This is a genomic window from Candidatus Chloroploca sp. Khr17 (assembly GCF_004138165.1).
GTDB lineage: Bacteria > Chloroflexota > Chloroflexia > Chloroflexales > Chloroflexaceae > Chloroploca.
Window position 1 is genome coordinate 45157 of sequence record NZ_RYFF01000034.1, and the last position, 25381, is coordinate 70537.

A 25381-nucleotide genomic window follows, 5' to 3' on the forward strand; every position below is an offset into this window, starting at 1 on the left:
CTTTTTTTGCGCTCAAAAAGCCAGCGACGCTGCCTTTTTGGGCGCAAAGGCGGGGATTTTCAGCCCCTACCCAAGGAGATCAAGCAACTCACGCACGGCGAAGCCCTGTTGGGCAGGATGGCGCATCGGCGCGTCAGCGTGGATTTGGTAACGATTGGTGCGCCCATCACGGGTGTGGCTAAGATAACCGCCCTCATCAAGATCACGCAAAATACGTTGCACCGCACGCTCGGTGATGCCAACTTGACTGGCAACTTCACGCGCCGTGACGCTCTGATTACGGGCAATGCACAGCAACACCTGGGCGTGATTGGTCAAAAATGTCCAGTGAGCCATAGCTATTCCTAAGCGCTACAGTGAGAGAGGGTCTTGTCTGCGTATTCTATAATGAAAGTAGCCGCTCTTGCAAGACAGGCTCAAGCAGATAAAGGTCCTTGGGGTTGCACCCCAAACCCCAGTTTTTGGTTCGTTTTGGCGGCTACCCTCCGCAGGAGTCCCTCTCATGTTATACTACTTATATCGTACGAAAGCGATAAAATAAAGAGAGATCTAATCTAACTGGAGGAAGCGCGTGTCACAGAAGATTTTGATCGTCGGGGCTGGCCCTGGGGGCTTGTCAACGGCGATGCGGTTGGCAGCAGCAGGCTATGAGGTGAGCATCTATGAGGCTGCTGACCGGGTGGGCGGGCGCATGCGCGGGCTCAGTGTTGGTGATTACCATTTTGATACTGGCCCGACGATTTTGCAGGTGCCCCGTGTCTATGAAGAACTCTTTGCGGCCTGCGGGCTCAATTTTTATGATTATGTAACCTTGACTCGGCTCGATCCAAATACGCGGATAAAATTCTGGGATAATACACATCTCGATTTGAGTTCAGATCTTGCTTCTTTCAAGCAGCAGTTGGCGACTTTTGGGGCTGATCTGCCCGAGGCGTTTGACCGTTGGTATATTGAGCATCTACGCAAAGATGTTATTGGGTATGGCCCCTATCTTGGCTCGCCCGTGCGTTCGCCGCTGGGCTATCTGAAGCCGACCGAGATTGCGGCAGCGCTGCCTTTTCGCCCGTGGGAGACGCTCTATCAGCATTTTGAGCGCTTCTTCCCCGATGAGCGCTTGGTCTATGCGATGGGCTATCAGGCCAAGTATCTCGGCATGCACCCGACGGCCTGTTCGAGTGTCTTTAGCCTCGTCACGTTTCTCGAATTCCACTATGGTATTTGGCACCCCAAGGGTGGCTTCCGCGCCCTGGCTGGTGGCCTTGCGCGCGCCGCCCAAGATCTGGGTGTGCAGATCCATCTGAATAGTCCGGTGCGCCAGGTTGTCGTTGAAGAGGGCAAGGCCAAGGGGTTGTTGCTGGCTGATGGCACCAGGGTGATGGCCGATGCGGTGGTGATCAATGCCGACTTTGGCCATGCCGTCCAGAACCTGTTGCCCGCGCACGCACGCGGCCCGTACACCGACCGCAAGCTCGACAAGATGGAGTTCTCGTGTTCGACCTTTATGCTCTATCTGGGCGTGGATCGGCGCTGGGAGGATCTGCCGCACCATCAACTCTATCTCTCGGAGAATATCCGTCGGCACGATCCGATGTGGGCGAAGAGTGCGGTGCTTGACGAGGAAAATCCTTCGTTCTACGTGTGCAATCCGACGATTGTTGATCCTGCCAATGCCCCCGAGGGCCACAGTACGCTCTTTGTACTGGTGCCGATCCCGAATTTGCGCCATGGAATTGACTGGTCAACCAAGCAGGCCCCGTACCGCGAGCGGATTCTGCGCCAGATGGCGAAGCTTGGCTACGAGGATATCGAGCGTCATATTGTGGCCGAGCATTGCTACACTGCCGAATCGTGGCGCGACGAGCACCGGACGCACCTGGGCGCGGTCTTTAACCTAATCCACAGTTGGAACCAACTCGGCCCGTTGCGCCCGCACATTCGCCACAACGGGGCCAAGGGGCTCTATTGGATCGGCGGGGCCGTGCATCCTGGCAGTGGTTTGCTGACGATTCTTGAAGCGGCGAAGAGTGCCGCCCACTTTATCGGCGAAGATCTGCCGACCCTCCAGCGGACAGCGCATCTTGTGTAGATGCGCAATGGATTTTGACGCAAAGGCGCAAAGGTTTTTGCGTAGGTGAGCGTAACCCTTCACGGCTTCGCGTGAGCTTATTTGAAAAGTATTGGATCTAGCCGAAGCTTGCTGCGCTTCACACCGCGATGTCCCTAGATCGCTAGCCAGAAGTTATTACGCTGAATAGCATGCTCGCTGCGCACGACCAGGCCGCCGATGTTGGCCTGGTCGTCGTTATGAACGAGAACCAGCTGTGGTATGCGGGCAAAGCGGGCCTGATAGGCCACGCTCGCTTCGTGAATCTTCTCAGCCGCAGTTTTCAGTGTGCTCTCATCGTACCAGACAAAATAGTCCATACCTCTCCTTTGCGAATTTGCCTTGTCTTAGGGCGCTTATGGTGTTTTACAGGCTGCGTTGAGTTCAGTCCTGCCAAGCGTGCTGGACAGGGATGCGAGAGAGCAATAAGGTGACAGTGCAGCCCTCGCCCTCAACGCTCTGCACGCGAATGCTGCCCTCGTGGAGATCCATAATCGCCTTGCAGAGATAGAGCCCGAGGCCAAGCCCTGCGGCTACGCGTCTATCCTCGGCTTTGGCCCGAAAGAAGCGCTGGAAGAGATACGGCTGAACCTGTGCTGGAATCCCGATCCCCGAGTCGCATACGTCGATCTGCACCTGACCATCATGGAGCATCGTGCGGATCACGATTTCGCTGCCACCAGGGCTATACTTGACCGCATTCTCGATCAGATTAAGCAGCACTTGCTCTAAGCGGAGCGCATCGCCCTTAATCCAGAGCGGTGACGGATCAGGGTCTAGCCTCAAGGTGTGAGCACTCAGGGTAGGCGCGAACGACTGTGCGACGCGCTCGACGAGGGCACCAAGGTCAAGGGTGGTCTTGCAGAGTTGCAATTCGCCATAGTCGAGTTGGGTCGCGTCCAACAATGTGCTCATGAGATCTTTGAGGTGAATGGTCTGCGCGACCAGGATTTCGGCCATGCGGTGGGTATTTGGCTCAATACCCTCGTGGTTGTTCAGTCTTCGTTGCAGCAACGTGCTCTGGCCTAGCAGCACGGTCAGCGGCGACCGAAGCTCGTGGGCGATAAAAGCAAGCATGCAGTCGCGTTCGGCAGCCGCCTGTTCGGCCTTCTGGCGCAACATTTGCTCGTTTTCCAGTTGGTGTTCACTATCAACTGACACGGCAATGCCTGTCCAGCCGATGAGGGTTCCCGTCGCATCGAGTTGAGGCGTGCATTGAGTGCGAAACCAATGGTAGATGTCGTCAGCCCCGCAGAGCCGGTATTCGATCTGGAACGACGCGCTATGCCTGATGGCGGTTTGCCACTGTTGGAGCGTGATGGGTCGCTCATCGGGATGTACAAGTTCCACCCAGCCGAGATCCGTGAGTGCCTCTGCGGGCGTGCCAGTATAGGTGCAGAAGGCCGGATTGACGTAGTTCCAGGTGCCGTTTGGGTGGCAGGTGAAGATGAGGCCCGGAATGATTGCAAGCAACTGGTGATCGGCAGGCAACTCGGCACCTTGCACTACGCCGTTGGTCGTGCCTGCAGCATGCATTGCAATTGATGTGGGCGGGATGTGCTGCTGCGAATGCCCATTGGCGCGGGACAAAGCGGTTTTCTCAATCATAATGGGTGTCCCTTTCGCAAGACAGAACTAGGACTTCATTGTAATTGTAGCAGCGAAGATTTGCGTTCTCTAGCAGGCAGAGCTTGATATCTGAATACGGGAAATACCTGACAGTGTCAGGTATTTCCCGTATTCAGATATCAAGCATGGCAAGATCACCCACAGACCTCCATCAGGGCTTCGCTCTGTGCGCCTTGGTGGCGGAGAGTTGGTACCAGACGGAGAAAACTGCTCAACACCACGCTCGTACTTCCGTCCACGCAGTTCAGCACCGTGAAGTGCCCACTTTTGCGGGTCGTCTGGACAGGCACTTCATTGACCAGGAGGATGCCACGCGCATCATAGCGGACGAGGGCGACACCGGCGAGTCGTGAACCCCAATGAGCGGATTCGTAGACTGATAATGTGCGATCAGACATTGAGTTGAACTCCTTCGTATAGATCTTGCCCTGGATGAACCAGGGCTGCCCGTGCGTTCACATCATCCCAGCGGACTTCGTCCTGCCAGTTGCGCCTGTGCGATCTCCTCCTGGGAGCGCGGGCGGCCCGCCCGCAAGCGCACGTAGGCGGGCGGGCCGCCCGCGCTCCCAGCGGCAAAGCTCACCGCAGATGTGAACAGTCACTCCGTTGCTTGCGCTGATTATTCGCTCGCTGCCCTCGCAATCTGGCTTTGCGCATAAGCCGGTCGGCGGCGGTCGACCAGCGGCCCGGAGCCATGCGTGCGGAGCCATGCGAGCAATTGCTTGATGCTGGCCGTGGCCAGAGCGATGCAACTGTCGGCACCACCGTAGTACATATGCAAGGTGTCACCGTCGTCTGCGACCGTCACCCCGCAGGGAAAGACGACGTTGCCTACGTCCCCCGTACGTTCGTAGACCTCCTCTGGGCCAAAGACCCAGGTGTCGCCGCGGAGCAGGCAGTGCTCTGGTGTGTCCAGGCTGAAGAGTGCCAACCCGAGCCGATAGAGGCAGCCCGCCGGGGTGTGACGTACCCCGTGATAGATCATCAGCCAGCCCTCGGGGGTCTCGATCGGCGGTGGTGACATGCCGATCTTGTTGGCGTCCCACCAGGCACCCAGGCGTGCCTCGAGCATCACCTGGTGGCTCCCCCAGTGGCGCAGATCTGACGAGTAGGAGATCCAGATATGGGCTCCGGACGGTCCCACTGGTCGGTGGATCAGCGCCCACGAATCGCCGATGCGGTGCGGAAGCAAGGCCGCATCCTTATCCTCGGGCTGCATCACCACCCCGATACGCTCGAAGCTGCGGAAATCGCTGGTGAGTGCCATCGAGACCCCGGGCCCGCCACGGGCATACGAGGTATAGACCACCACGTAGCGCTCTAGCTCGGGCACATAGGTGATGCGGGGATCTTCGACACCCCAGAGTTCCTCGGGCCGGTGCTCTGGGTCACCAAGCAGGGTTGGTTCTGGATCGATCTGCCAGCCATCGAGTCCGTTGGCCGAGCGTGCAGCGCACAGGTGCGAGTGTCCACGTCGGTCTTCTACCCGGCAAAGCAGCAGGGTGGTGCCGTCGGCCAGCCGAGTTGCGCCCGGGTTAAAGACCGTGTGGATTGGGTATGGCCAGTCGGCTGCAGTCAGGATCGGGTTGCCCAGGTAGCGATGAAACAGGGTTGGGTAGTGCTCACTCATAAAATGCCTTTGTAGAGCTGAAGCTCGTTGTCCACCATCCGCTCGCGGCTAAAGCGCTTTGCGACCGTGGCGCGGATCTGCGCCCGGTTCAAGGTGCGAACAATTGAGACTGCCGCAACGGCGTTGAATCTCATCGTACCCTGCCCTCGCGTGCCCTGCCGTTCCGTGACACCGGTACCACCGGTGGGGTGAGCACCACGTGCTCTGCGGCTATGAGTACAGACGATGGTAGATCCGTCACGCGCCCAAGCGCCAGTCGGGTGAGCAGATAAGCCAGAGTTGATTCGGCACCCTGGTTCTGGTTCACCCGATCCATCAGCAGCCCGTCGTGGCAACCACCGGTGATCGGGTCGTAGAGGGCCAACCCCAGGTCGTTGCGGCCCAGGAACCAGTCGAACGCACGATGGGTCTCGGCGAGCCAGGTGTCGTCGCCAGTAATCCGCCAGGCGTCGAGGGTAGCCAGTGCCATGGCGTGAGCCTCCAATGGCTGCTGGTCGAAGCGTGCCCTTGCTGTTCCGCGCTGGGCAAAGCCGTGGCAGCCTATCGGCACCATGTGGCCCGCTTCGTCCCGTTGGAGCGCTGCGAGCCACGCGAGGGCCTCTAGCCCTACGGCGGACATATCAGTTCGACCGAGCGTGCTGCCACTCAGCAACAGGGCGTGAGGCAAGATCGCATTGTCGTAGGTGAGCTCAGGGCTAAACCAGCGCCAGTCATCGGTGCGATGCTCAGCATAGCGCGCCAGCAAGTTCGCAGCGAGGGTGGCCTGGGTCTGCTGAGCGAGGCGATCGCCGGGGAAGCACTGCAGATACTCGTAGAGGCCAAGCAGGGCAAAAGCGATGGGCCGCGGATGCGTAAAGGCCAATGCTGCGGGCAAGGCGTTGATGAACAGCGCGTCGGCGACACCGATCAGATCCGGGCGGGCCGAGCAGTGCAGGGTTGTCCCCAAGGCCCAGAGCGCCCGGGCGTGACTATCCTCCGAGCCGGCCTCTTCAAGCCAGTGGCGGTCGTAGCGCATAAAGTTACGGAAACGACCCTCGTTCGGGTTAAAGGCATGCCACAGGAAGGCTAGGTAGCGTGTCGCTAGATCTGCGGCCCCCGGATGTCCCAACTCCTCCAGTTTTACGGCGGCGATCAGTGCGCGTGCATTATCATCAGTGGTATAACCCTCGTTCGTATTCGGCACGGCCATCACGGCATGCTGAAGCATCCCGGTGTCGTCGGACATGCGCCGCAGGTGATCCAGGTTGATGGGAGGCAAGACTCCCCTGTGCCAGTCTGCCGCCCTGAGGCGTGTACCTACACGCTCGCTCAGCCGGTGCTCGACCCGGGCGCGTTGGAAAGACGCCATATAGCGCTCGGCGACCCGCGGCCAGATCATCGCACGCCCCAGCAGATAGGCCCGCTTGCGCATCGCGTGGCGCTCGGCTTCATTGTCAAGCAAAGCCTGAACGCGCTCGGCGATCGCGGCCGGATCAGCAAAGGGTACCAGCATCCCGCGCCCATCGGCCAGCAATTCCTCGGCGTACCAATAGGGGGTCGAAATCACCGCTTTGCCGGCCCCGACGGTGTAGGCCAGGGTGCCCGAGACGATCTGGGCCTCGTTGAGATAGGGCGTGATGTAGATATCGGCCGCGCCGATGAACTCGACCAAACGATCAATCGCAACAAATTGATCGTAGAAAATCACCTGCTCGGCCACGCCGAGGCTGCGGGCGAGCGCCTTGAGACTCGTACGGTAGGCTTCGCCCTCGTGCTGGCGAACGTGGGGGTGGGTTGTGCCAAGCACAAAGTAGACCACATGCGGGTGATGGGTGAGGATAGTTGGCATTGCCGCGATGACGTGTTCGAGGCCCTTGTTCCGCGAGAGCAACCCAAAGGTCAGCAGCACCTGCTTGCCCTCGGCGTGAAACTGATCCTTGTGAAAACTCGGGTCGAGGAATGGGATGTCAGGGATGCCATGGGGAATGACATCGATTTTATCGGCGGCCACGCCATAGATCTCGCGCAGGAAGGTGCCGCCCCGCTCGCTCATGACCACCAAGCGATTCGAGAGTTGGGCCAACTCGACGAGCACACGGCGCTGTTCCGCACTGGGCTCACGGAGAACGGTGTGCAGGGTGGTGACGATCGGGGCGCGCAGATCGCGCAAGAGGTCAAGCAGATCGCCGCCGGCGGATCCGCCGTAGATGCCGTACTCGTGCTGTACACAGACGACATCGGCATTGCTCAGGTTGATGCTATCGGCGGCACGGCGATAAGCACTCAGATCGTATTGGTCAAGCGTGAAGCGTACCCGTTCTGGGTAATCATAGTCCTCAACACCGTCGTTCATCGCCAGCGCGAAGACCGCAGTGCGCGGGAACACATGCGCAACTGCCGCACAGAGGTCGGCAGTGTACGTGGCGATCCCGCACTGGCGCGGCAAGTGATTGCCGATCACGACCAGCGTATTCATAGGTGAAACGGATACCAAACTCATTGACGTTACTTTCATTGGTATTATTGCTATAGAGCAATCCTAGACGATGTGTGTCTCAGTGGTGCCGACGTATGGTTTTCAAGAATTACATCAGGTAGGTAGTGCCGATGTAATACTGAATATTCATTAGCCAGCTAAAGCACGCCTGTAGACAACCCAGATAGGACTGCTAGAGCAATCCGAGTGCTCACCAGAGGGCGGGGAGAAGAGGCAGTTCTCGTGTGGGAGGCGCAAACATGGATTCTCTCCTCAGCCTAGCACCAGGAGGCCGCTGCGGGAAGCGGGTAAAACAGCGTTGTCGTGTCAGGTCAATCCTGTCAGAGTCAGGGTTTGAGGTCGCAACACCCTTTGCGCCAAATCATCAAAAAGCTTCGTTGACAGACTAATAGTAGTGTGTCACGTACGTGGCACCCTCGCCCTAGGTAAAAAACCTCGCCTTATAGACCACGGCAAGCGACAATGGTATAATGAACATATAGGTTTAGGAAGTTGACCCGTTTTCAGGAGGTTTACGATGCCTAATGATCCCGGTTCAGCACCTGGCCTGGATACCCCTCGCTCACCGCTCCCAGAAGAGAGTAGAGTGCCCAAGGCAAGCCCCAGAGTTGTCGGCATCGGCGCTTCAGCTGGGGGTCTGCAGGCTTTCACCGAGTTTCTCCAGCACATGCCCCCCGACAGTGGGCTGGCCTTTGTGCTGATTCAGCATCTCGACCCTCAACAGCCCAGCTATCTCCCAGAACTGCTCAGTGCGCAAACGCAGATGCCCGTAGACCAGATCAGTGACCTGACCCTGGTTGAGGCCAACCACGTCTATCTGATTCCGCCAAATACCGCGCTCACCATCAAACAGGGTCAACTCCACCTGGAGCTGCCCGCCGCCGAACGCGGGCAACGCTTGCCAATTGACCATTTCTTTCACTCGCTGGCCGTCGACCAGGGGGCGCAGGCTGTGGGCATCGTGCTTTCGGGCACCGGCGCCGACGGCACCGAGGGTCTGACGGCGATTCGCGAGCACGGCGGGCTCACGCTTGCCCAGACGCCGACCTCGGCAGCCTATTCAGCGATGCCACAGGCGGCGATCGAGCGCGGCGTGGTTGATCACATCCTCGAGCTTGCCGCGATGCCTGCGCTGCTGCTTGCAAGCAACCCTTCCACAGCCTCGCCGCCACCCGTCGCGCCACCCGTCGATACGTTCCGTCTGATCGTGGCGCTCCTTCACCAAGCCTCTGGTCACGATTTCAGCCACTACAAACGTACTACCCTCCAGCGCCGCATCGATCGCCGTATGCAGTTGCTCCATCTGCCCAGCCTCGAAGCATACTTTGTACGCCTTCAGCAGGATCGCGATGAGGGCGCTCTGCTTTTCCAGGATCTGCTCATTGGCGTAACCGAATTCTTCCGCGACCCAGCCGCCTGTGAGGCGCTGGCACCAAACGTGATTGCTGGCCTGTTGCGCAGCAGAGATGCCAGCGCGCCGCTGCGTGTCTGGGTACCCGGCTGCGCTTCTGGCGAGGAAGCCTACTCGATCGCCATCATCCTGCGCGAGCAACTGGCGCAACTCGATACGCCGCCACCCATTCAGATCTTCGCCACCGATATTGATGAGGCCGCCCTCGCCGTCGCACGGACGGGCTGGTACGATGCGCGGATTGTCGCCCACGTCAGCCCCGAGCGCCTGAGCCGGTACTTTGTGCCAGAGGGCGCGGGCTACAAGGTGAACAAAGCCCTTCGCGAATTGTGCCTCTTCTCGGTGCATAATTTGATTAGCGACCCGCCGTTCGGGCGGATGGATCTGATCACCTGTCGCAATCTGTTGATCTACTTTGACACCGACCTCCAGCGCCAGTTGATCCCGGTTTTTCACTATGCCCTGTCGCCGGGTGGCTATCTCTTCCTGGGTTCAGCCGAGAGTGCCGTCGGCGCGATCGATCCGTCCGAACTCTTTCGGGTCATTGATAGCCGGCACCGCATCTACCAGCGCAAAGAACGGAGCGTGCATCCGCAGATTGCGCTGCCCTGGGCCAGCGCCCGCCGCCCCCCTATGCGCATCTCTGGCACGACGGTGCATCAGCAAACCATGGCTCCGAGCAATCTTGGTGCCACAATTGAGCGCATCCTGATGCAGGATTATACGCCGACGGCACTCGCAGTTGATCCGCAGGGGATCGTCGCGTACCTCAGTGGACAGGCCTATCCGTACCTCAGTGTCCCCCCGGGCGAACCCACCGCAAACCTGTTCGAGATGGCCCATCCCGACCTCCGCCTCCCCCTGCGTACAACAATCCGTGCGGTCAGCCAAACCCTCACACCGGTGGTACGCGAAGATCTGACGCTGAGAACTGCCGAAGGGCAACGGCAACTGACCCTCACGGTGCAACCCTTTCCCGAGACGAGATCGGAAGGGGGCTTGCTCTTGGTCGTGCTGCAGGCGAGTCGGGTTGCCCTGCCACAACTCTCCCCCGTCGACCAGACATCTTCACCCATGACGCCTGCTGATGCGCTCACCCAGGAGTTGCAACGCACCCGCGAAACCCTAGAGTCAACGATCAACGAGCTCCAGGAGACCAACGTCGACTTGACCGCAGCGAACGAGGAACTGCGCTCACTCAACGAGGAGCTTCAGGCAACCAATGAGGAACAGCAGACCGCGAAGGAGGAAATCCAGTCGATCAACGAGGAGTTGCAAACGGTCAACGCCGAGCTGAGCAGCAAGATCATCGAGCTCGATCGGGCCAATGCCGACCTTGCCAACCTCTTTGCGAGTGCCCAGATCCCGGCTATTTTCCTGTCCCAAGATAGTCGGATCACGCGCTTCACACCCCAGGCAACCGAACTCTTCGCGTTGATCGAGAGCGACATCGGGCGTCCGCTTAGCGACCTGCGCACATATTTCCACCACGACAATCTCCCCCTCCTGATCACCCGGGTTCTCCAGACCGTCACGGCCATTGAAGAGGTGATCCACCAACCCGAGCGGGATCGCTGGTGGAGTATGCACATCCGTCCGTATCATACCCTTGCGGGTACCGTGGACGGGGTCGTGCTTACCTTTGCCGACATCAGCACGCTCAAACAGGCTGAGGCGGTGCTCCAGAACGCTCGGAATGATCTGGAGAAGCGTGTGACTGCCCGCACCGATGAGCTCGCGCTTACCAATGTAGCGCTCCAGGCCCAGGTAGCTGCGCGAACACGCGGTGAGCGAACCCGCCAGCGGCTGCTCCAACAACTGCTGATGGCGCAAGAAGAAGAGCGGAGCCACATCGCACGCGAGCTCCACGACCAGATGGGGCAGGATCTCACCGCTTTGATCCTGGGCCTCAAGGCCCTCCAGGATCGCCTATCAACCGATAACCCCTCGGCAGAGCGCGTTACGCAACTTCAAACAATGGCGATGCAGATCAGCCAGGAGATCCGCAATCTGGCGGTGCAGTTGCGTCCCTCGGTGTTAGACGACTTAGGGATAATTCTGGCGCTGCGCAACTACGTCGAGCAATGGTCGGCCCGTACGCATGTCGCTGTGGATTTGCACACCAGTGGGCTCGACGAAAGTCGCCTGCCTCTGGCGGTCGAGACAACAATCTACCGCTTGGTTCAGGAGGGCCTGACGAACGTGCTCAAGCACGCCAAGGCCTCCGAGGTAAGCATCATCATCGAGCGGGACGCCGACCGGGTGCGTGTGATTATTGAAGACGACGGGCTTGGTTTTAATATACCAGCAAACTGGGATACCCTCGTCGGAACACAGCAGTTGGGGCTGATCGGGATGCGAGAGCGGGTGAAGCTACTGGGTGGCAATATGACGATCGAGTCGGAACCCGGCAGCGGCACCAGAATTTTTGCCCTCATCCCATTGCCCGCCGCCATAGAAGGAGACAGCGATGATGCCGATCTTGATCTTCCTGGTCAATGATCATATGGAAGGAGACAGCAATGACGCCAATCTTGGTATTCCTGGTCGATGATCATATGGTATTACGTGAAGGGCTCAAGACGCTAATCGCCGCCCAGGCCGATATGACGGTGATCGGCGAGGCGAGCGATGGAGAGGATGCCTGGGAGCAGATCGCTGAGACCCGCCCAAATGTGGTAATCATGGACATCTCGATGCCGGGGGGAAACGGCATCAAGGCCACCGAGCGGATCAAGCAGACCTACCCAGAGGTCAAAGTGCTGGTCCTGAGCATTCACGACGATACGAGCTACCTGCGCCAGATGCTTACTGTTGGGGCCTCGGGCTATATCCTCAAACACACCGCAGCAGACGCCCTCATCCGGGCCATCCGCATCGTCGCGGCGGGAGGCGTCTACCTCGAACCATCGCTCGCCGAGCATGTGGTGAGCCGGTATGTGCAACGACCCTCAGCCGCCTCTGATCTGCTGGGTGCCGAACTCAGCGAACGCGAGCGCGAGGTCGTACAAGGCGTCGTGCAAGGTTACAGCAACAAGGACATTGCCAACCAACTCAGCTTGAGCGTAAAGACGGTTGAAACCTACCGGGCGCGCGCCCTCGAGAAACTCGGGCTGACCAGCCGGTCAGCCCTGGTGCGCTATGCCCTCGAACGCGGCTGGCTCGAGACAAACTAATGGATGTTGTCATCGTGGCCGGACGCAAGGAACGTGAAGCGTGCCCCCTTGCTTCTAGGCACTCACCTCGGCTTGCCCAACGAGGTGCGTTATTTGAATGCGCACCAGTAGTTCACCGGGTACGCCATTGCGTGCGCCGTAAGCGGCGGCCTGTTCCGGCCCCATATAGCGCCCGGCAATGCGCGTTGCCCAGGTCTTCAGGGCGACCGGATCTTCACTGAGCGTGGCAAGGCCCTCGATGATGACGAAGCTAAACGGTGGGGCATCGTCGTCCACACAGAGGCTCACCCGTGGGTCGCGCCGCAGATTAGCGGCTTTGACGCTGGTATGCCAGGTGGTGAAAACTACGTCGTCGCCTTCCAGGTCGAACCAGATTGGGGCGACGTGTGGCCGCCCATCGGCACGTACCGTCGCTAGCTTTGCCGTGCGCGCCCGCGTGAGCACAAAGTCACGCGCCTCGGTGGAAGTCATAGGACGCATTGGATCTCCTTTTTCAGTACCCTGCTGTCTCAAGCGGGACAAAGTTGCTCATATCATCAAAGCGGCAGAGTTGCGGCGGTGGCAAAACAAGCGCTGCCCCGGCTGCTTGTAACGCAGGTCCCCAATTATGACACACCTTCGCGAGTACCTGCGCTTCCGCTGGCGTTACCTCGATCAGGCGATAGGCCAGAGAGAGGTGAAAGCCATACGTGTCGTGATCGGGAAATCGAATGCCGGTCGCTGCCGCAACCGACGCACGATAGGTATGCAAGGCCGTGCGGGTCGCTTCGTCGGCAGGTTCGAGCGTCAGCATCAGGTTGTTGCCGTAGAAGATGCCGACGACGCGCATAACAAGCTCAGCTGGTGGCACAAGCGGCTGCACGCGTGCATAGACAAAGGCATCAGCCTCGGCCATCGTACTCTCACGCGGCAAAGCGTGGGCCCAGTGCGCGGGATCGCGAGCCTGATCACACAACAGATCCATCACCGTCATGTGAAAGCTCGCTGGTGGCAAAAAAGCAAACTTTGCCCCAACGCTCGTCTTGCCAAGCGCCGCCTGAAAGGCGCTGGCTACCTGAAACAGCGGCTGGGTCGGGCTAAGCATGCAGATGATCGTATTGCCGGGAAAGGAGTGCGGGGTGCCATCCGCATAAAATTTACGGCCCACTTCGCGTGTATAGCGCGGCATGGTCATGTTCAACTCCTCGGTGTTGCTCTAGGCACAATACCTTGCAAAGAAGGCGGTTGTTTTGACGCAAAGGCGCAAAGGCGCAAAGGTTTTTGCGTAGGTGAGCGTAACCCTTCGCGTCTTCGCGCCTTCGCGTGAGCTTATTTGCAAAGTATTGTCTCTAGGCATGTCTTTTGTTTGTACCTTCAGTATACGATCAAAGCTGATCTTTTTGCTATCGCCGGTGGTATGATTGAGACGGAGGATTGCCAGGTCTGGCATCGGGCGGTTGTGCCGTCAGAAAGGGTACCATGAGCGATAATTTGTGGTTCTTTCTTGCCAATGAGTCGTTCCGTCAACGGGGTGAGGGTTTTCAACGGGAGTGGTCGTTTCATATGTTGGCCGCAAAACGTGGTTTGGGGATGCCACTTGCGCGGTCGCTGCCTTTTGCAGAGCAAATTCGGATTGGTAATCAGACCTATGGGCATCAGCCTTTTGCGCGGGATCTGCTCTTTAATCCCTCAACGTTCTGGTTGAATGTTCGTAGTCTCAATGATGAGTTGCAGGACAAGCCACCTTCCGCAACTTCGCTGGCTTTCCACCTGATCCGCCATGCTTATCCACGCTCGATTGGGGCAAGCAATCCGCCCGAAGGCATTGCCACCCACACGGCTTTTGAACGCGATTGGACGTTTCATCAAGAGGCCATCCGGCTCAAGCTGGGGATGGCGCTCAGTGGCAATTATGGAATTTCGCCAGGACCCAATCTCCTCGTGCAGTTGCAGGTTTTTGCCGGCGATACGCTCTACAGCACCGAGCCGCCTTTCCGCGATGCCCTGCGCTTGAGCGATCTCGCGCCCGATGATCCGCTCTACCATCCGCTCTGGTTCGAGACCTACAAAGTGGCCCAGGCGCTTTTTGGCAATGAGACCTTTGGCTTCAATCCCCATTTCCACAATGCCGCACGTGAAGCCAGGCTCGGTGCCCCACTCAGTGGCTGGTATCGCACGAGCCACGAGGGTGTCCCCTACGATGTGCAGGTCTTTGCCTTCGATACACTCTATTCGCCGCTTGCCGGACCAATTCTGCGCTGGAGTCAGCTTGATCTGCCGCAAGAGGTACGCGATTTTCCCGAGCCGTCGGGCGATGAGACGATTCCTGTGACGGGTGACGGCAAAATTGCGGGCACCCAGTTTGTCTCGCAGTGGCTTGAGGCTCAGCCAGCAACACCCGATCCGATCCGTAAACTGATCCGTCTGGCCCTCCGCGTGCTCTATGAGATGAGCGATAGCCGTGTGCTGGCGATCTTGACCGCCAAGCAGCGCGCCCAGATGCGCGGTTCAACGGATATTGTCTGTGCCGATCTGGTTTCGATGTGTCTCAAAGAGGCCGGCGTCAATACGCTCTGGAATGTCACGCAGCCTCCGGGCACCAACTTTCGCTGGGATCGTGCCGCCAACTACTTCCGCCCCGAACCAGACCATCCCCTGCTGCGCTACGTCGCCGACCATGAAGCGTGGCTCCCTGGAGATATTCTGGTCTACAAGGATTTTTTTCAGGCGGTTGCGGGTTGGCTGCCTGGCGAATACCATCATGTTGTCATCTATGTTGGCCCGTTTAGTGGGAAAGACCGGGGAGGACGCGTCTACCCGGTGTCGCGTACCTACAGTGTGGTCAGTTCAAGCATCTACAGCCCGTACACCAGCGGAGCGACCCGCGACAACGCAGCGCGGGCAAGCTATTTTGGCTACGGTTCGGTCGTCCGGGTGCGTCACCGCGACATCGAGCAACTCTATCGTGACGCGGGGATCGTTGGGTGATGCTGCTGTTCCCAATGAGATAGAGGGTGCAGCAGTAGCTGCGTAAGGCGATAGCATCTCACAGGTCTGCTCATTCGCATTGGGACGCCATGATCAAGACCTGTGAGGGCTCTTCTCGTCCTTCTTTGCCAAGAAGCTCACGCGAAGGCGCGAAGGCGCGAAGGGTTCGCTCAACTACACAAAAACCTTTGCGCCTTTGCGCCTTTGCGTCAAAACAAGCGCCTTCTCTGCAAGCTATTGGTCTTAGGCCGGTTTTGTTGCTTAGGATCGGAGCGAAGGTCGCAGGGAGGGCTGGCCCTGCCTAACTTGAACGATTGTGCTTCACAGCCTGCAAAATTATCGTATAATGGAACTGTCTTACATTGCTAAAGCCCTTGAAGAGACGAAATCAGGAGAAAACCGATGGCGCAGGTTGTAAAAAAATATAACGAGGTTTCCGATGAACCACAACTATATCTTCCATTCACTGAAAAGCCCACCCTACCTCTAGGTGATGATATTCTCGAATTTCCACCTGAAGACAACACGACTGAAGGGCTTCAGGCACTATTGAATGCGAACTCTCTCTACCGAAAACGTCCTTGGCCCGCACCTTTTGATAGGACGACGCATAAGATTAAACTTGGAGATGCACGAGATTTATCCTGGATCGATAATGAGAGTGTTGATCTTATTGTCACCTCCCCACCTTATTGGAATCTTAAGCAATATAAAGCGGATCGCGATGGACAAATGGGAGATATAGAAGATTATGAAGCCTTTCTTACCGAGCTAGATCAAGTTTGGCGTGAATGTGCTCGCGTACTTGTGGGTGGTGGGCGTATTTGCTGTGTTGTAGGAGATGTTTGTATTCCGCGGCGGAGAGGTGGAAAGCATTATGTTATGCCTCTGCATGCCGATATACAAGTTCGAGCACGCTCATTAGGGCTTGATTGCCTTACACCTATCATTTGGCATAAAATCGCAAATGGCGCAACAGAAGCTGAGGGTAACGGTGCCGGGTTTTATGGCAAACCATATCAGCCAGGATCGATCGTAAAAAACGACGTTGAGTACATTCTCTTTATGCGAAAAGGAGGCAAATACCGTTCCGTAAGCTCAATGAAAAAAGCTCTCTCGATGCTTACGAAAGAAGAAATACAGACCTGGCTTCGCTCTATTTGGACTGATGTTAAGGGTGCCTCTACTCGTGCTGGTCATCCTGCCCCTTATCCTGTAGAAATTGCCGACCGGCTTATTCGCTTGTTTTCTTTTGCAGGTGATACTGTGCTCGATCCATTTATGGGAACAGGAACAACATCTATTGCTGCTCTCCTTGCTGGCCGAAACTCGATTGGAAATGAAATAGAACCTGCGTATCTCGCACAGGCTTACGAGCGCCTAGAAACCATGAGTATGCGCAAGCGAGACGTTGGAGCTATCAGGAGTACCGTGTGGCGTATCGACTCTTAACCGAATTCGAGAACCTCTTTGCTGGGAATGTCTACCGTCATCGTGATTCGAGCCTTGGCGACTTTGTTGCAATGCAGCTGTACGAAGATCTTGTGAGCCTCAACCGATCTACGAAATTATCCGAGCGAGTAGCCTCGCACGATTGGATCCTAAACACAGCAAACAAACGTCAAGGTATTCGAGCTCGACGTGGAGATGGTACGTTTGGCGAAATTGTTCCTGGCGAAAAACCAATCGTTGATCCAGGTTATCAGGTCGCTCGTGGGAAAGTAGCTACGGTAGAGATTGGCGCAGAGGTTAAAATTCTCGCCAAAGCTATGATCAAGCAGATTGATCGAGTGATTGGCGATTTGCAGAAGCAGGTAACCGAATTTAAGCGGGGTGGTGGAAGTAGCTCGCCGATATGCATCGGTATTGTAGGCCTTAATCATGCAAGTGTCTATACCAGCTTCGAAGGGACTCGCTCCTTCAAAACAGATGGGCGCGGTACGTATCGCCATCCATTTCAAGAGGCCCCAGAAGCAGAACGACGGTTATTACAGCTTGCTGCTCCGTACTACGATGAATTTATCATTCTCCATTTTGAAGCCTCTAATGAATCACCATTTCCATTTTCTTGGGTGAATTTGACCCTAACTTCCCAGAATTATGGTTCAGCACTGCTTCGTATAAGTAGAGAGTATGATAGACGTTTTTAGGATAGCGAATTAGACAGATCTCGGACATGCCGAGGAGACACCGATGACGGCTCAGCCACGGTCATATCTTACGGAAACAGAATACCTTGAGCGTGAGCGTGTGAGTACGATCAAGCATGAATATTATGCTGGTGAGCTTTTTGCCATGTCAGGCGCAAGTGAGGCGCATAATTTGATTGCGAGTAATGTAAACGCGAGCCTATACGCTCAAATCCGTGGACGAGGCTGTCGGATTTATCCAAGTGATATGCGCATTCGAGTGGTAAAAACTGGCTTATATACCTATCCTGATATGACGATTGTCTGTGGGACGCCTGAGTTTGCTGATACGACGAAAAGAGATACGCTGCTTAACCCTACGATTATTATTGAAATTCTTTCCCCATCAACAGAGCGTTATGACCGTGGCGTTACATTTCAAAATTATCGTACCATTCCATCCCTGAAAGAGTATATCCTTATTGCGCAGAACAAACATCACATTGAGCGCTATATACGCCATGAAGAACATACATGGCTTCTAACTGAAGCCGTAGGTCTTGATGCGACCATTGTCCTTGCATCAATCCAGTCTACGCTTGCACTTGCGGATGCCTACGAGCTTGTCGACCTTGCTCCAGGCTCGCCTGCGGAAGACCGAGCGGGTAGTGATGAGGCGTAGGCCAAAGCCTCGCCCTCATAGCGGGCGGGACTTTGGCCTACGTCTCTTCCCCCATGCGACTCACGTCGTAGCCGCCGAGCGCCGCCACGGCGGCTTGGTACGCCGGATCCGCCAGGGTGCGCCGCAGTGGCTCGCAGAGCTCGCTCTCCCAGTGGCGTCGCGGGATGGCGAGGTCGTAGCGCTCGCTGAAGAGCGGCACAAAGTCGAGGCCTAGCGCACGCGCTGCGGCGAGGATGCCCAGGCCGACCTGGGCCGAGCCGCTCATCACGGCGGCGGCCACCGCCATATGCGTGAATTCTTCGCGCTCGTAGCCGATGATCTGGTCGCTGCTGAGGCCAGCCTGGTTTAGGTGATAATCGAGCAGGACGCGGGTGCCCGAGCCTTTCTGGCGGTTGGCAAAACGCACGTCGGGGCGCACCAGATCGCGCAATTCGCTCAAGCCCTGTGGGTTGCCGCGTGGCACCAGAAAGCCCTGTTCGCGGTAGGCAAGATGCACAAGCACAATCGCTTCGTCGGGCAAGAGGCGCTCAATAAAGGGGCGGTTGTAGCTGCCGGTTGCTTCGTCAAGCAGGTGCGTGCCGGCGAGATGCGCGTCGCGCCGTTTGAGCGCAAGCAAACCACCGAGGCTGCCTACGTTGGCTGAACTGAGGCGCGTACCCGGGGCAAGTCGCCGCATATGGCTGCCCAGCAGATCGAGCGCCAGATCGTGACTGCCAATGGCAACCAGCGTGCCTTCGATCTCGGCGGCATCGCGCAGCAGGGTCACGTTCACCCGCGCCCCGGCGTGAACGCCTTCGGCAAAGCGCGGAATGTGCGCCATGCCGTCGGCGCGTACCAGCGACATCACGAGCCCCGCCCCACGCGAGAGTGGCGTCGCAATCAGGCGGTCATCAACACGGCCCAACGCAACCCGCACAAACTCGTCTTCCCCAAGCGGCGAGAGCAACTTGCGGCTCATCGTTGCTTCGACGACGGGGCGTTCTGGTGGCACCATGCCCTGAAGACGGTAGACCAGCGGGCGCAGGAACAATTCGGCGGTCACGGCAGCCGAAACCGGGTACCCTGGCAAGCCAAGCGCCGGTTTGCCATTGGCGACCGCAAGGATCGCCGGGTGACCAGGACGGATCGCGACACCGTGAACGGCTACTTCGCCCAGTTCGCCAAAAACGGTCGCGGTATAATCTTCGGAACCCGCCGACGAACCGGCATTGACGACCACGAGATCATGCGTGTCAAGCGCTTCGGCGACAGTCGCACGCAGCAGATCCTTGCGGTCAGGGACAAGGGGCAAGCGGATCGCTTCGCCCCCCCACTCTTCGACCATGCCGGCGAGCATCAGCGCATTGAACTCGATAATCTCGCCGGGTTCCAGCGTGCGACTCGCGGCCTCTTCAACCGTCACCAGTTCAGTGCCCGTGGCAATGATCGCCACGCGAGGGCGCCGCCGCACTACGACGGTCGCGTGGCCTGCCGCCGCCAGAGCGCCCAGATCAACCGGGCGCAACCGATGGCCCTCGGGCAAGACAAGTTCGGTTGCCACGAGATCTTCGCCAAGCGGACGAACGTGTTGCCAGGGTGCCACCGAGGCGGCAATCTCAAGCGTTGTCTCATCAAGCGTCTGCACATGCTCGGCCATAATGACCGCATCCGTCTCGGGCGGCATTGGGTCACCGGTATCAACCCAGATCGCCTGTGTCCCGACCGTCAATTGGAGCGGCTGCGATTCGGTGGCCCCGAGGGTGTCGGCAGCCCGCACCGCAATGCCATCCATCGCGGCGGCGTGGTAGTGGGGCGAAGAGAGGGCCGCCCAGACCGGCCCCGCAGTCAAGCGTCCACGCGCCTCGGCCAGGGGCACCACTTCGGCTGGGGGCAAGCGCAGCCCACCGACCCGTTCCAACGCCGCCTCAAAACGGCGTACCGCCTCATCAAGGGCAACATCCTCAAGATAATAACGTCTCCGTGCCATCGTCATTGCTCCCAACAAAACCCGACCCAACACGTTGTGGCGTTGCGCCAAAAAACCGATCTTATGCCATTTTAGATTTTAGATTTTAGATTGCAGGTTGCCGCGCCTGCCGTTCCAATTCAAAGAAGCTCACGCGAAGGCGCGAAGGCGCGAAGGGTTGTTCACCTACGCGAAAAACGTTGCGCCTTGGCGGCAAAACAACCACCTTCGTTGCGCAGCTTTTAGATTGCAGGTTGCCGCGCCTGCCGTTCCAATTCAAAGAAGCTCACGCGAAGACGCGAAGGCGCGAAGGGTTGTTCACCTACGCGAAAAACGTTGCGCCTTGGCGGCAAAACAACCTCTTTCTTTGCAAGATATTGCGGCTAAAACAAACGCACCTCGACCAGGGTATCAGCGTAGAGCCCCGAGTGGTCAAGGGGAACGCGCACAATGCCATCGGCGCGGGCGAGGGTATAGATCTGATTTGATTTGCCAAAGACCGGATCGGCCCAGAGTTGGTCAGCGCGTCGTTCGAGACGCACTGGCACCAGATCTTCGCGTCCAGGCTTCGAGGCGATATTGCGGGCAAGGCGTGCGGTTGTGACGGCACTGAGCGCCTCGCCGGACCCTTGCAAGCGGCGGAGCGTTGGGGCCACAAAGAGTTCAAAGGCAGCCATGGCCGAGACCGGGTTGCCGGGCAGCCCAAAGACCGGACGCCCATCGGCCATGGCGAGGATCGTCGGCTTGCCGGGCTGGATCGCGACGCCATGCACCAGAATGCCCGGCTGCCCCAGACTCGCAATGATCTCGGCGGTCATATCGCGGGTACTCACCGAGCTACCCGCCGAGACGACCAGGACATCGGCGGTTTCCAGGGCGGCGACGGCCATACGGTGCAGCGTCGCCTTATCATCGGGGGCAATGCCCCACAGCACGGGCTCGCCGCCGACGCGACGGGTCAGGGCGGCAAGCGTATAACTATTAATATCGCGTACCTGCCCTGGCCCAGGCGTTGTATCCGCAGCCACCACCTCATCGCCCGTTGCGAGGAGCGCCACCCGAGGCCGGGCGACTACCGCAACGGAGGTCAGACCGACCCCGGCAAGCCCACCGAGATCCTGGGGGCGCAAGCGATGCCCCCGGGGAAAGAGCAACGCCCCGGCCCGGACATCCTCGCCGACGGGGAGCATATTTTCGCCCACGGCGACCGGGCGGACGACCTCGATCATTGTTGCATCAACGGCTTGCGTATGTTCCACCATCACCACCGCATCGCTCCCAGGCGGCAACATCCCCCCGGTATGGACACGCGCAGCCTGACCAGAGCCGACCCGCAGATCGGCTTGGCGGCCCATCGTCACTTCACCACAGAGCGTCAGATAGGCGGGCAGACCCTCGCTCGCCCCGAAGGTATCGGCGGCGCGTACGGCGAAGCCATCCATCGTCGAACGGGGAAACGCAGGAAGATCGCATGGTGAAAGGAGATCCTGAAACAGAACACGATCAAGTGCTTCAGCTAACGGCAGTTGCTCAGCGTGACCGAGCAACGTCAGCAAGCCTTGCAAACGTGCATTGGCCTCATCTGCGGTGACAACCTGAAACAACTCGGGCATAACGACTCCAGGCCCGGGGGCCGGTCTTCAAGGGGACTATGGGAAAGATGCTGGTTGTTTATTATACCATTGAAAGCAGGGGGGGTGAGAGGCGGGGAGGTTTTAACGTAGGGCTGATGCAAAGTCCACCTGACCGGAGCACCGTCGGGCTAAAGCCCTCGGCTACGGGTCGCGAAGGCCGCCTGCGCGGCCTCATCCAGCCCGCGCAGGCGGGCTTTGCACGCAGGAGCCGAGCCGTTTACGGCGACGGTGACCCTGGAGGTCTGACTTTGCATCAGCCCTGGGTTTTAACGCAGAGGCGGGGAGGCAGGGAGGTTTTAACGCAGAGACGGGGAGACGGGGAGACGCAGAGAGTCTGGACGCTTCCCCTCTGCGTCTCTCTGACTCGGCGTCTCTGCGTTAAAAGAGCTAGTTTTTTTAACGCAGAGGCGCGGAGGCGCGGAGGCGGAGAGGTTGTGTTACCATGGTTAGGGTGTTTCAGTTCATCGTTTATAGACAATACAACATTTAATGCAACGAGCAATACGGTTCCTCCTGGCCCTGCTGTTAGCTGGTGCCATCTATTTGGGGTTGGCGGCGTATGCGGCGGCGATTTTTACGATGGCCCCGCGTACGTTTGATCCGGACAATAATCCGGCGAAGTTTGGGCTTGACTTTCGTGAGGTTCGTTTTCCTTCAAGGACACCGGGGCTTGAACTGGCGGGTTGGTATATGCCCAACCCTGGCAGTACGCGGGCGCTGGTGATGGTGCATGGGCATACGAGTAGCCGTTCGTCCGAGTTTGGCGGCGGCCTCGGTGAACTTGCGGCGGCGCTGCACCGGCGTGGTTTTGCGGTGCTTGCCATTGATCTGCGGGGGCACGGTGCGAGCGATGCGGCGCCGATTGGCTTTGGTACCGTCGAGCACGATGATGTCGCCGGGGCGCTCGATTGGCTCCGTACCGAGGGCTTTGCTGCGCATCAGCTTGGTGTCTTTGGCGTCTCGATGGGGGGCGCGGCGTCGATCCGTGCGCTCGCCGATGACCCCGAGGTTGCGGCACTGGTTGTCGATGGCGCGCCGGCTGTCATTCAAGAAGTAGTGCAACGCCAGTGGACGCAAAACTTGCGCCTTCCTGAGTTTTTTCTCTCGACGACCCTGTCTGTGGCGCGTGTCCGGTATGGCATTGACCTTGAAGCCAACGCAGCGCTGGAGGCGATGCCGCACCTTGCGCCACGGCCAGTGCTGATTATTCACGGTCTCGACGATACGCTGATCATGCCTGATCATGCCGAACGCCTGGCAGCGGCCTTGCCTGGCTCTGAACTCTGGCTCATCCCCGGGTCAGGTCACGCTCAGAACTTTGCGACGGAAGGCGAACGCTATCTCGCCCGCGTCGCTGACTTTTTTGACCAGCATGTCCCAGCGCGGTCGCCTCGCCCATAATTGGGATGCGCTCGGCCTATTTCCTCTTTTCTATCTCCTAAATCCTTCGGCAATTGGTATAATTCAGCCTACAGGCTTGCCTGATCGTCTCTTTTTGCCAGGTTGAGAAAACCCATGACAATATCAGATCTTGAGGGCATCCAGTTTGTGCCCGGTGCCGACGGGGAGCGTAGTACGACGAGGGTGAATAAGGCGATCTGTAGTGCGGCTCTTGAGCCGGTTGAGCCACTTGCGGCCCAGGCGGTGCGCAATGAGGCGAACTGGCGGAAGCAGTATCCGCACCATATGCGCGCCCTCACCGAGGCCGGGATTGCGCATCCGGCTGCGGCGCTGACGCTTGCCGAGGCCGGGTTGGCGGCTGCGTGGCAACAGATCGAGTTTGTGCGCAATGGTCAAGCCCGTCCTTTTGCTGAAGCACTCGATGATCCGAGCCCCAATGCGTTTGCGACGGTTGAGGTGCAAGGTCAGGGGTCACCTGAAGTTGAGCCCTGGTCGTTGCCGTATCGTGGTCAGCAGCTGCGTGGCGCGGCGTTGCTCGCCCAACTGGCCCGTTGGGAAGAAGCCGGCATTATCGAGCCGAGTCATGCCCGTGCGCTGCGCCGGGTCAATGAGCACCCCGAGTGGTTCGATCTCTCGGATCGGACGCTGGTGCTGCTTGGGGCTGCTTCGGAGGCGGGGCCGCTGGCGATGTTGGCCCGCTGGCGAGCGACAATTGTTGCGGTTGATTTGCCTGATCAGGCGCGCTGGGATAAGCTCGTGCGTCTGGTGAGCGAGGGCAACGCTCGCCTGATCGCGCCCGTCAGTCAGCCGGTAGCCCCTGGCACACCGACGGCGGACTGGGCAGGTCTGGCCGGGGCGAATTTGCTGACCCAGACGCCCGAGTTGATTGCCTGGTTGCGGACACTGGAGCAACCGCTTGATCTTGCCGCGATTGCCTATCTGGATGGCGAACGCCACCTGCGGGTCTCGTTGGCGATGGACGCGATCATCGCCCGGATGAGTGCGGCGCAACCCGCGACAACCTTGATGTATATGGCAACCCCGGCTGATGTCTTTGCGGTACCCGAAGAGCCCGCCCGCATCGCGATGCAACGCTTTGCCAGTCGCGGCTTACCGGGGCGGCTTTTCACCCAGATCGGGCGTACCCTGAGTGGCGGGCGCCTCTTGCAACCGCATGTCACGACGCTACGTGATGGTGGCAACGGGCGGCACTATGGCATTGTTGACGGCATTGTCGTTGAGCAAGGCCCGAACTACGCCCTTGCCAAGCGGCTCCAGCAGTGGCGGGCGGTGACGGCGCGGGCCGCAGGGCAACGGGTGGCGATCAATGTCACCCCTTCGACGATGACACAGTCGGTAATCAAGAATCCGGCGTTGAAGGCGGGCTACAACGGGGCCGATCGTTTTGGCATCGAGATCTTCGCGCCCGAAACGACGCGAGCAATCATGGCGGCGCTCTGGGTGCATGATCTGCGCTGCCGTCACTGTGTCGCCGATCCCGGGGTGCCACTGGTGCATCCGCTCGAACTGCTGATGGACAGCGCCAACCACGGCGGCCTCTGGCGGATCGGCTTTTTGCCGCGCTCGGTGCTGCCGTTTGCGGCACTGATTGGCTATATCCGCGGCAAACTTGGGCGCACGTAGTGTACCCTGCGGCCCTGTAGGGGCACCCGCAAGGGGTGCCCCTACAGGGCCGGGGGCCTCCGCCACCAACGGGGGCACCCGCCACCAACGAGGGCACCCGCCACCAACGGGGGCACCCGCAAGGGGTGCCCCTACAGGGCCGGGGGCCGGATCCGGTGTAGGGGCACCCCTTGCGGGGGCCCTAGCGGGTACAGGGCCGGGGGCCGGACCCGGTGTACGGGCACCCCTTGCGGGGGCCCTAGCGGGTACAGGGCCGGGGGCCGGATCCAGTGTACGGGCACCCCTTGCGGGGGCCCTAGCGGGTACAGGGCCGGGGGCCGGATCCGGTGTACGGGCACCCGCAAGGGGTGCCCCTACAGGGCCGAGGGCCGGGCCCGTACACGGAAGAGGCAATCGCCCTGGAGACCGATACACATTAGGGACTACGCAGTGGCATTAGGACGCACCCCGTCACCAAGGCGCTTCGTTATTCCGGCCTGACCGCCGTTTCTGCTTGGGTATAAACTTGCCAACCTTCACGGAAGGGTGTACATGGAGTGTTACCTGACACGAC

20 protein-coding genes are annotated in these 25381 nt (G+C 58.8%); 9 read left to right on the plus strand and 11 right to left on the minus strand.

Annotation, left to right across the window (positions count from 1 at the left end; genetic code table 11):
- Positions 1-66: 66 nt before the first annotated feature.
- Positions 67-336, minus strand: coding sequence for a winged helix-turn-helix domain-containing protein (locus EKD05_RS17930; protein WP_129675293.1), 270 nt, complete (start codon positions 334-336; stop codon positions 67-69).
- A gap of 235 nt (positions 337-571) precedes the next feature.
- Here EKD05_RS17930 and EKD05_RS17935 point away from each other — a divergent pair, with 235 nt between their 5' ends.
- Entirely contained in the window at positions 572-2086 is a 1515-nt protein-coding gene (locus EKD05_RS17935) for an NAD(P)/FAD-dependent oxidoreductase (protein WP_129675295.1), read from the plus strand.
- A gap of 134 nt (positions 2087-2220) precedes the next feature.
- Here the strand turns inward: EKD05_RS17935 and EKD05_RS17940 are convergent, their stop codons facing one another.
- The 6 genes from EKD05_RS17940 to EKD05_RS17960 form a co-directional block, all read right to left on the minus strand.
- Positions 2221-2424 carry a hypothetical protein gene (locus tag EKD05_RS17940; protein WP_129675298.1) on the minus strand — a complete coding sequence of 68 codons (204 nt, stop codon included), beginning with the start codon at positions 2422-2424 and terminating at the stop codon, positions 2221-2223.
- 64 nt (positions 2425-2488) lie between these two features.
- A complete protein-coding gene (locus EKD05_RS17945) occupies positions 2489-3712 on the minus strand; it encodes a PAS domain-containing sensor histidine kinase (RefSeq protein WP_129675301.1) in 1224 nt (407 codons plus the stop codon).
- A 155-nt stretch (positions 3713-3867) separates the two neighbouring features.
- Positions 3868-4131, minus strand: a complete 264-nt coding sequence (locus tag EKD05_RS17950; protein ID WP_129675306.1) for a hypothetical protein — start codon at positions 4129-4131, stop codon at positions 3868-3870.
- Between the two features lie 221 nt (positions 4132-4352).
- A complete protein-coding gene (locus EKD05_RS17955) occupies positions 4353-5363 on the minus strand; it encodes a glycosidase (RefSeq protein WP_129675309.1) in 1011 nt (336 codons plus the stop codon).
- A complete protein-coding gene (locus EKD05_RS25835) occupies positions 5360-5497 on the minus strand; it encodes a glycosyltransferase family 4 protein (protein ID WP_165360789.1) in 138 nt (45 codons plus the stop codon). Before EKD05_RS25835 ends, EKD05_RS17955 begins: the two co-directional genes overlap by 4 nt.
- Complete coding sequence (locus EKD05_RS17960; protein ID WP_205703972.1) at positions 5494-7842, minus strand: glycosyltransferase family 4 protein; 2349 nt, start codon at positions 7840-7842, stop codon at positions 5494-5496. The genes EKD05_RS25835 and EKD05_RS17960 overlap by 4 nt, the downstream gene beginning before the upstream one ends.
- A 514-nt stretch (positions 7843-8356) precedes the next feature.
- Here EKD05_RS17960 and EKD05_RS17965 point away from each other — a divergent pair.
- Entirely contained in the window at positions 8357-11752 is a 3396-nt protein-coding gene (locus EKD05_RS17965; RefSeq protein WP_129675313.1) for a chemotaxis protein CheB, read from the plus strand.
- Between the two features lie 20 nt (positions 11753-11772).
- Positions 11773-12426, plus strand: coding sequence for a response regulator transcription factor (locus tag EKD05_RS17970; protein WP_129675314.1), 654 nt, complete (start codon positions 11773-11775; stop codon positions 12424-12426).
- A 54-nt stretch (positions 12427-12480) separates the two neighbouring features.
- On the opposite strand, the gene EKD05_RS17975 is transcribed toward EKD05_RS17970, so the two are convergent.
- Complete coding sequence (locus tag EKD05_RS17975) at positions 12481-12906, minus strand: PPOX class F420-dependent oxidoreductase (RefSeq protein ID WP_129675316.1); 426 nt, start codon at positions 12904-12906, stop codon at positions 12481-12483.
- A gap of 13 nt (positions 12907-12919) precedes the next feature.
- Positions 12920-13600, minus strand: a complete 681-nt coding sequence (locus EKD05_RS17980) for a DUF1868 domain-containing protein (RefSeq protein ID WP_129675318.1) — start codon at positions 13598-13600, stop codon at positions 12920-12922.
- A 284-nt stretch (positions 13601-13884) separates the two neighbouring features.
- Here EKD05_RS17980 and EKD05_RS17985 point away from each other — a divergent pair, with 284 nt between their 5' ends.
- The 4 genes from EKD05_RS17985 (at position 13885) to EKD05_RS18000 (ending at position 18204) form a co-directional block, all read left to right on the plus strand.
- Positions 13885-15393 carry a hypothetical protein gene (locus EKD05_RS17985; RefSeq protein WP_129675320.1) on the plus strand — a complete coding sequence of 503 codons (1509 nt, stop codon included), beginning with the start codon at positions 13885-13887 and terminating at the stop codon, positions 15391-15393.
- 402 nt (positions 15394-15795) lie between these two features.
- Positions 15796-16845: a site-specific DNA-methyltransferase gene (locus tag EKD05_RS17990; protein ID WP_129675322.1), complete on the plus strand. Its 1050-nt coding sequence runs from the start codon at positions 15796-15798 to the stop codon at positions 16843-16845.
- A complete protein-coding gene (locus EKD05_RS17995; protein ID WP_129675324.1) occupies positions 16827-17543 on the plus strand; it encodes a hypothetical protein in 717 nt (238 codons plus the stop codon). The genes EKD05_RS17990 and EKD05_RS17995 overlap by 19 nt, the downstream gene beginning before the upstream one ends.
- Positions 17544-17586: 43 nt before the next feature.
- Entirely contained in the window at positions 17587-18204 is a 618-nt protein-coding gene (locus tag EKD05_RS18000) for a Uma2 family endonuclease (protein WP_129675326.1), read from the plus strand.
- 37 nt (positions 18205-18241) lie between these two features.
- Here the strand turns inward: EKD05_RS18000 and EKD05_RS18005 are convergent, their stop codons facing one another.
- Together EKD05_RS18005 and glp are read right to left on the minus strand one after the other, a co-directional pair.
- Entirely contained in the window at positions 18242-20170 is a 1929-nt protein-coding gene (locus EKD05_RS18005; RefSeq protein ID WP_129675329.1) for a molybdopterin biosynthesis protein, read from the minus strand.
- Between the two features lie 362 nt (positions 20171-20532).
- Positions 20533-21762: a gephyrin-like molybdotransferase Glp gene (gene glp, locus EKD05_RS18010; RefSeq protein ID WP_129675332.1), complete on the minus strand. Its 1230-nt coding sequence runs from the start codon at positions 21760-21762 to the stop codon at positions 20533-20535.
- Positions 21763-22272: 510 nt separating this feature from the next.
- Here glp and EKD05_RS18015 point away from each other — a divergent pair.
- A complete protein-coding gene (locus EKD05_RS18015) occupies positions 22273-23184 on the plus strand; it encodes an alpha/beta hydrolase (protein WP_129675335.1) in 912 nt (303 codons plus the stop codon).
- 114 nt (positions 23185-23298) lie between these two features.
- A complete protein-coding gene (locus EKD05_RS18020) occupies positions 23299-24828 on the plus strand; it encodes a hypothetical protein (RefSeq protein ID WP_129675338.1) in 1530 nt (509 codons plus the stop codon).
- Positions 24829-25381: the final 553 nt, after the last annotated feature.

What these genes read in the sequence shown, in the direction of transcription:
- glp (WP_129675332.1), bottom strand. Translation starts at nt 21,762, where the DNA reads ATGCCCGAGTTGTTTCAGGTTGTCACCGCAGATGAGGCCAATGCACGT.
- EKD05_RS17985 (WP_129675320.1), top strand. Translation starts at nt 13,885, where the DNA reads ATGAGCGATAATTTGTGGTTCTTTCTTGCCAATGAGTCGTTCCGTCAA.
- EKD05_RS25835 (WP_165360789.1), bottom strand. Translation starts at nt 5,497, where the DNA reads ATGAGATTCAACGCCGTTGCGGCAGTCTCAATTGTTCGCACCTTGAAC.
- EKD05_RS18020 (WP_129675338.1), top strand. Translation starts at nt 23,299, where the DNA reads ATGACAATATCAGATCTTGAGGGCATCCAGTTTGTGCCCGGTGCCGAC.
- EKD05_RS17980 (WP_129675318.1), bottom strand. Translation starts at nt 13,600, where the DNA reads ATGACCATGCCGCGCTATACACGCGAAGTGGGCCGTAAATTTTATGCG.
- EKD05_RS17970 (WP_129675314.1), top strand. Translation starts at nt 11,773, where the DNA reads ATGACGCCAATCTTGGTATTCCTGGTCGATGATCATATGGTATTACGT.
- EKD05_RS17990 (WP_129675322.1), top strand. Translation starts at nt 15,796, where the DNA reads ATGGCGCAGGTTGTAAAAAAATATAACGAGGTTTCCGATGAACCACAA.
- EKD05_RS17960 (WP_205703972.1), bottom strand. Translation starts at nt 7,842, where the DNA reads ATGAGTTTGGTATCCGTTTCACCTATGAATACGCTGGTCGTGATCGGC.
- EKD05_RS17965 (WP_129675313.1), top strand. Translation starts at nt 8,357, where the DNA reads ATGCCTAATGATCCCGGTTCAGCACCTGGCCTGGATACCCCTCGCTCA.
- EKD05_RS17955 (WP_129675309.1), bottom strand. Translation starts at nt 5,363, where the DNA reads ATGAGTGAGCACTACCCAACCCTGTTTCATCGCTACCTGGGCAACCCG.
- EKD05_RS17950 (WP_129675306.1), bottom strand. Translation starts at nt 4,131, where the DNA reads ATGTCTGATCGCACATTATCAGTCTACGAATCCGCTCATTGGGGTTCA.
- EKD05_RS18015 (WP_129675335.1), top strand. Translation starts at nt 22,273, where the DNA reads ATGCAACGAGCAATACGGTTCCTCCTGGCCCTGCTGTTAGCTGGTGCC.
- EKD05_RS18000 (WP_129675326.1), top strand. Translation starts at nt 17,587, where the DNA reads ATGACGGCTCAGCCACGGTCATATCTTACGGAAACAGAATACCTTGAG.
- EKD05_RS17940 (WP_129675298.1), bottom strand. Translation starts at nt 2,424, where the DNA reads ATGGACTATTTTGTCTGGTACGATGAGAGCACACTGAAAACTGCGGCT.
- EKD05_RS17975 (WP_129675316.1), bottom strand. Translation starts at nt 12,906, where the DNA reads ATGCGTCCTATGACTTCCACCGAGGCGCGTGACTTTGTGCTCACGCGG.
- EKD05_RS17945 (WP_129675301.1), bottom strand. Translation starts at nt 3,712, where the DNA reads ATGATTGAGAAAACCGCTTTGTCCCGCGCCAATGGGCATTCGCAGCAG.
- EKD05_RS18005 (WP_129675329.1), bottom strand. Translation starts at nt 20,170, where the DNA reads ATGGCACGGAGACGTTATTATCTTGAGGATGTTGCCCTTGATGAGGCG.
- EKD05_RS17930 (WP_129675293.1), bottom strand. Translation starts at nt 336, where the DNA reads ATGGCTCACTGGACATTTTTGACCAATCACGCCCAGGTGTTGCTGTGC.